The 6,334-nt window shown below is 67.6% G+C and carries 7 protein-coding genes and 1 pseudogene; 1 reads left to right on the forward strand and 7 read right to left on the reverse strand.

The window, feature by feature from the left end; translation table 11 throughout:
• Positions 1-293: 293 nt before the first annotated feature.
• Positions 294-1,157, reverse strand: a complete 864-nt coding sequence (locus tag M3Q23_05045; protein ID MDP9341473.1) for a hypothetical protein — start codon at positions 1,155-1,157, stop codon at positions 294-296.
• On the opposite strand from M3Q23_05045, the gene M3Q23_05050 reads away from it, so the two are divergent.
• On the forward strand, positions 1,156-1,380 hold the full coding sequence (locus tag M3Q23_05050) for a hypothetical protein (GenBank protein MDP9341474.1): 225 nt from the start codon (positions 1,156-1,158) through the stop codon (positions 1,378-1,380). The genes M3Q23_05045 and M3Q23_05050 overlap by 2 nt on opposite strands.
• Positions 1,381-1,389: 9 nt before the next feature.
• On the opposite strand, the gene M3Q23_05055 is transcribed toward M3Q23_05050, so the two are convergent.
• The 6 genes and pseudogenes from M3Q23_05055 to M3Q23_05080 form a co-directional block, all read right to left on the reverse strand.
• On the reverse strand, positions 1,390-1,956 hold the full coding sequence (locus M3Q23_05055; GenBank protein MDP9341475.1) for a hypothetical protein: 567 nt from the start codon (positions 1,954-1,956) through the stop codon (positions 1,390-1,392).
• A gap of 605 nt (positions 1,957-2,561) precedes the next feature.
• A complete protein-coding gene (locus M3Q23_05060) occupies positions 2,562-3,104 on the reverse strand; it encodes a hypothetical protein (GenBank protein MDP9341476.1) in 543 nt (180 codons plus the stop codon).
• An 83-nt stretch (positions 3,105-3,187) separates the two neighbouring features.
• Positions 3,188-4,201 carry a hypothetical protein gene (locus tag M3Q23_05065; GenBank protein MDP9341477.1) on the reverse strand — a complete coding sequence of 338 codons (1,014 nt, stop codon included), beginning with the start codon at positions 4,199-4,201 and terminating at the stop codon, positions 3,188-3,190.
• 136 nt (positions 4,202-4,337) lie between these two features.
• A complete protein-coding gene (locus tag M3Q23_05070) occupies positions 4,338-4,793 on the reverse strand; it encodes a sigma-70 family RNA polymerase sigma factor (protein MDP9341478.1) in 456 nt (151 codons plus the stop codon).
• Between the two features lie 312 nt (positions 4,794-5,105).
• Positions 5,106-5,873: pseudogene (istB, locus tag M3Q23_05075) on the reverse strand (IS21-like element helper ATPase IstB).
• The coding region (locus tag M3Q23_05080; protein MDP9341479.1) for an IS21 family transposase at positions 5,870-6,334 on the reverse strand (465 nt) is incomplete at its 5' end. The pseudogene istB and the gene M3Q23_05080, both read right to left, overlap by 4 nt.

Consider the following 6,334-nt stretch of genomic DNA (forward strand, 5'->3'; position numbering starts at 1 on the left):
CTCCTGCCGGCTTCCCTTCTGGGAAGCCTCGGGGCGAGCCCGGGCAGAACGGGGATGTCGGGGTGCTGTCGTTTTCGACCGGCGTCTTCAGGCCGTGGGTGCTGTCGTTTTCAACCGGCGTTTACACCCGCCGTCGCGGCGACGCCAAGGACCTGATGAGCATCACCCCTCCTTGTCTGTCGCAGCCTCATAACTTGGACACACTCCGTCAAGGCACAGTGGTGGACATCTCGGCCTGGGACATCGTGCCGGGCCCGCGCCGGCCACTGTGGCCGGACAGCTCTCCGGACGCATCAGGCCGGACACACCGACACGAACTCGACGAAGGCTCCCCCCCGCCAGCCGCCTCCTCCCGAGGTTAGGGAGCCCCCGCACCGTGATCCACCTGGACCCTCCCAACGAGTGCCGGTCCAGTCCCAGTCTGGGGCCATCGCGTTCGCTGCTCGGGTCCGGTCAACGGTGGTCGCGGACGCCGAGACCGCTCCATCCGCGGTGACCACGAAGTCCCAGGCGATGGCCTCGGCTGTGCCGGGCCCATCGGGCAGGGTGATCTGCTCGTACGGCGCCTTCACCTGAACGCCGGTGAGGTCCGGCGGGACAAGCACCAGTTCCTGGGCGTGCAGGAACGATCCCTGGGGCTCCAGGGTGATGGAGCAGGCCGCCTGCATGGGGGGAGTAGTGCCACTCGGCGGCTCGATCCGGCCCTGCACCGGAACACCCGCTCGGGTCGGTCGGCAGTGGTCCAGGAGGTGTCCAGAGGCAGCGACCACGTCGGCGAGCGCGGCGGCGTTGTCTGGAGTGGGACCCGAGGCGGCCACCTCCGTCCGCAGGCTCGGAAGGGTGGTCTGCTGGCAGGACGGCGTGATAGCGAGCGGCCCAGCCCACCGGACCCTGACGTCGGACACGTGGGCGGTCTTGGTGGCTCCTGGGGCGATCGTCTCCGGTAGGTACCCCGGTCCGATCGCGGACTCGCGGGGAACCCTGGTGTCGTACCGGGTCCCGTCGCCGGCTCGGAGGACGAACCACAGCGTGAACGGGTCCAGTCCAGCCTGGACCGGGCCGTCCGACACGTTGTGCAGGGCGAACGTCAGGCCGGTGATGTGGCCCGCCTGCACGGGTGTGTCCATGGTGGCGGTGCACCGGACCTTCCCGTCCATGACCAGGGCGCTGGAGGTGATCGACGTCCGGGTGGGGAGCGGCGAACGGGAAGGAGGCGTCGGGGCGTCGGACGTGCACGAGGCCAGGATGGCCGCGGCGAGCGCCAAGAACGCGAAGCCTCCCCGAAACATCTCCCCAGCATCATGCCTCGGCACGGCCAGGCGTGACGGCGTCCTCGACTGTGCCCAGCGCCAGGGCCGGGCAGTCGACCCCGGCGTCTGAGATGAGCGGTCAGCTCGACGCCGCGGGGCAGAGCAGGATCAGATCGAGAGCACCACTCGGGTGTGGACGCAGGAGCACAGCCCCGCTCGGGCTCACGTACAGCAGCGGCGGCGAGTCGACGGGTCCGCGAGGGCGGACGCCGATGGCGTTTCGGAGCCGGACACTCATGTCCCAGAAGTTCACAGGCCGCATGCGGTCGGCATAGAGGCTGAGCAAGTCCCTGCCCTGCTGCATGCCGGCCGTCCAGGTCCCAAACGGCGCCTGGAAGATCGCTGAACCGCTCAGTCCCGGGGTGAGGTGGAGATCGGTGATGGCGCGGGCCACACTTCGATCGACGGCCAGCGCCGGTGCGGGCGCGGCTCCGGGGAAGATGGGGATCCCGGCGTCCAAACACCGTGGTGACGACGGGACCGAGTACAGGACGTCAGGTTGTGCTGCGACTGCGGCGAGTACCGCCCGGGCCCTGGAGCGTGTCGTTGGCGACCCGGCATCGTTGCCGTGCAGGGCCAGGGTTAGCGGCAGGCTCAGCCCGAACAGGACCCCCAGCGCGACGAGCGCCCGTCCCTCCCGTCCCATCACACCAGTATGCCCTCGCAATGGGGATGGTGGGCAATGTCTCAGTTTGATCGCGGACGAGACCGGAGTCCCCAAGCAGTGAGGGCGACCGCAGCGACCACGGAGCTAAGCAAAGCTACGACCTGTGGCCAAGTGAACAACCCCCGGAGGACTGGTGCTGGCCCTCCGGTGTAGTTGTCGCCACAGAAGATGGAAACGCAAGGACGCGGGAAGGGAAGCAGAGAGGCGGTCACCGCGAAACCTAAGAGAAGGCTGCCGATGGCAGCCAGAAGCACCAGCAGGCGGGTACGGAGCGCCACGTTCTTGGCGAGTGTGGGCTCCGTCGAGCAGCGCTGCGATCTCCCGAACGTCCAGATACATCGTTTAACCTCGGCACTGGCCGATGACGCTCCGAACTCGGTGACTGCCTCGTCGGATGCGCAAGCGCATGGGTGAACACACACCTCTCAGGGGCGACTGGTCGATGGCGGCTCATCGAGGTGCAGATGATGGGGCTCTCTCGGTCGGAGGGTGACCGCATCGTCCGCTCCATACCGTGTAGTCGGGGACCCGTCGTCGGCGATCGGCCATCGAACGTGGGCGAGACCTTGGGAAGCGTGAGCTTTCTACGCCGTGGCCAAGGAGCAGAAGAGACCTACGGACGTGGGTTGGCCGGTACCGACCTCGGCGGTCTCGCTCGTGCAGGTCCCCAGGTCGATGTCGTCCGGGGCTTGGACGACCTGGAACGTGTACCGGCCTGGGGGTAGGTGGGCGGCGAAGTCCCCGGTGGTCCCCGTCGAGACCTCCCCTACGGCTACGCCGGAACCGGTGATCCTGACGACAGCATCGTGGACAGTCGGAATCGGCTCATCGCCGATGCAGGTCGGCGCGCACGCGAGGCGCACCGAGACATTGCCCAGGACGTTGGAACCAGGCGGGATGGAGAAGAACGGCGAGGCGTCCGGAAGGGACGACACATCAACCGTGCGGTGATGGGTGCGGATGACGGGTCTGCCTCGCTCGTAGGTCTTGCGAGGACGCTCGGGGTGACTGGTCGTCGCGGTACACCCGGCCAGCAGCATCAGAAGGGCCAGAGAGCCTGCCGCCAGTGCCCTGGCTCTCCGCTTCACGCGGACCGCCTCCACCCAGGCTTCGGTGCGCCCCGGCACCTCTCCACCGCTCGGATGGTTGTACGGATTGTGTGGACGACCTAGTCGTTTCTCGGCAGATACGACACGCTCCGAGCCACGACCTACGAGGGCTGGAACCGCAGGCTATCCAACACATGCCAGACGACCCGGAGGACCTGCGGATCGTGCCCCACTCCCGGACCAAGCGCCACGAACGCGAAGAACCCGCGGCCGGCGTCCTGGAATGGAATCCACCAAGCACGAAGGCCCTTCGCCTGGTACCCGTCACAGGCGGGAAAGCTGTTCCATGTGTCCCGAGCGGCTCCCGGTCCGAAGCGAGCCGGCCGTGGCGGCAGTCCCGGATCGGTCTGTTGGAGGGTGATGAACACGTCTCCCAGCCCGAGGTCCGAGATGGCGTTCCCCGGTAGATACACGTCGGTGCACGCCTTGCCTCCGGGGCGAAGCGGGTAGGACCCGAGGGACAGGATTTCGGTGGGGATGGCCAAGCGGGGGGTGAGGGTGCTCCCGGCCCGATACCAGTCGTCGGGGTAGGTGACGCTGAGCCCGTGGACCCGGTCGTGGTAGGTGGTCCAGTGCGCTGCCCCCTGCACCTGGAGAGAGGCGACCACGGAACGAGCTTGGGCCAGGGCGGACTCCGGTGCGTCTTGTCCTACCCACGTGCCCAGCCAGAGAACGTCGTTGCGATCCACCGTGATGCCGAGGTAAGACTCGGCTGGACCTCCCCTGATCCCTTGGGTGGGTTCAAGCTGGTCCCACCCGATCGGGAACGGGGTATCTGGAGTAGAGATGAAGAGGCCGATCCTGATGCCCACCGGCATCAGAGCCACAGCCACCCCGGTCTTCGGGAACCCCGCCAGGACCAGCCGGTCTCCGCACGATGGCAACTGACCCGAGGGGTTGCGGAACACGAAGCTCGTATCTGTGACGACGATGCCCGTGCGGTCCGGGGCGTTGGGGCAGGCCGGAAGGTCCTGAGCGTGCCATGAGGTGGGGTACTGGAGGGTCCATCCTGTGGTCTGGAGGGTCCCCGCGGTCATCTCTGCCGATGGAGACGACTGGAAGGCCCCTGCCAGCCGCAGGACCGCCCAGGCGAACACCGCCAGAACCAGGACCAAGCTCACAGCAACGGTGGGGCGGCGCTCTCGTGGGATGGGTCGACGTTCGGATCGAGTCAGGCTCGCGCGCCTCTGGATGTCGGGCCACAGCTCTGGTGGGGTGTTTCGTTCGACTTCTGCAATGCGGTCAGTGGGATCACTCATCGTTCTCCTCCAGCAGCATGCGAAGGCGCCTCCGCCCTCGGGTCAGGTGGACACCCACGGTGGCCTTGGCCGAGCCCGTGATCGCGGCCACCTCCTTCAGCGAGTACCCGGCGTAGTAGTGCAAGACGATGGCGGCCCGCTGTCGCTCGGAGATCCTCGCCAGCGCGGTCAGGACGTCCGAGGGCTCCGGCATCTCGTAGTGCTCTTCGCCTGGGGGCCCACCGGTCCCCCGTCGTCGTTTCAGTTCTCCGGCCGCGATGCGGAAGGCCGCCTTCCAGACCCAGGCGGACGGGGACCGGATGGCGGAGCCTCGGCCAAGGGCTTGGACGAAGGCTTCCGCGACGGCATCGCTCGCCACCTCCCGGTCGCCTGAGTACGCGAGTAGTGCCCACCACAACCGGGCGCCCTCCTCCCGGTAGAGGCGCTCCAGGCGCTGGTCTGGGCTCACGACCACATCCTGCTCCACGCCCCTTACAGGGAGAGAACAGGGTCGGAAGTCTTACAGGGGCCCGGCAACCGTGGTCAGAAAGCAAGCGATCAAACAGCGTAGAAGGGCGCCTGGACAAAGCGACGGGCAAGACCAAGCTGAGGCCCGTCCGAAGCGAGGCAGCCGTCGCTGTAAAGGCCGGTCGAAACCTGTAGCGGTGGCCGGTCGAAAACGGGAGCACCTGGGTTGGATGCTAGCGGGTTCGGGTCCTCCTTCCATGGCTCCTGGAGGGTCCGCCGTAGCCCTCTCCTTCGGACCCGGCTCGCCTGGGGCCCCCGGCTTCCGGATCCGGGCCTTGGCGTCCCTCAGCCGGTAGGACTCGCCCTTGGTCTCGATGATCTGACACCGATGGGTCAGGCGATCGAGCGTGGCCCCCGTCAAGCGCTCGGAGCCCAGTACCTCGGTCCAGGACTCGAACGGCAGGTTGGTCGTGACCATCAGGCTCGTTCTCTCATAGGCGGTGGAGATGACGTCGAACAGCAGCTCCGCCCCGACCTTGGAGGCCGGCACGTAGCCGAGCTCGTCCAGCACCAGCAGGTCGAGCTTCCCCAGGCGGGCCCTCAGGCCGAGGAGGGTCCGCTCGTCCCTGGCCTCGATGAGCAGGGTCACGAGCTCGGTGACCCGGTGAAAGCGCACCCGGTAGCCCCTGGCGCAGGCGGCGGCCGAGAGGCCGATGGCCAAATGGCTTTTCCCGGTCCCCGGGTTGCCGACGAACAGAACGTTCTCCCTTCGGTCGATGAACTCGCACCGCGCCAGCTCGGAGATCAGAACCTTGTTCACTGAGGGCCGAGCAGCGAAGTCGAAGGACTCCAGGGACTTGATGCTCGGCAGGTGCGCGGCCTTCAGCCTTCGCTCGGCGGCCTTGCGCTCGCGCTCCAGGAGCTCGAGCTCGCAGACCTGCAGCAGGTAGGTCAGGTGATCAGAGCCGTCGGAGGCGGCCCGGCGGGCCACCTTCTCGCACTCGGCCCCGATGGTGGGAAGCCGCAGCGCCTTCAGGTGGTGGCGGAGCAGGACCAGGGACTTGGACTCCAGGGCCTTCATGCTGATGCTCCTTTCAGTGAGGCGTAGGCCGAGAGGTCGGGCGCCTCGATCACGTACGGGCGCAGGTGCGGGTGCCCGTCCAGGGAGAACAGCGACACGGGTCGTTCCTGGCGGTGGTGAAGGATCAGGGCGATGGCATCCGAGCTCGTGGCCCCGATCGCCAGGGCCGCCTGTACCGCGCCGGCGAGCTCGGTCACCGAGGCGTGTTCGAGAAGGCGCAGCACCTTGATGAACTCCCGGGTGCCCAGGTGGGAGAGGTCGGCCTCGAGCCTTCGGCGCAGCAGGCCGAAGCATCCCGGCAGCTCCCAGTCCTCCAGGGGCCGTGCGACGTCGAGGGCGCCGGGCTTGCGCTCGAGTAAGGCCAGGTAGTGGCGGGGATCGAAGGTGGTTTCCTCGGACTCCCAGCACCGGGGGTGCGTCGCCACCAGGTGGGCGTCCTCCACGATGCGGACCTGCTCGAT

Source organism: Actinomycetota bacterium (assembly GCA_030774015.1).
Lineage (GTDB): Bacteria > Actinomycetota > UBA4738 > UBA4738 > JACQTL01 > JALYLZ01.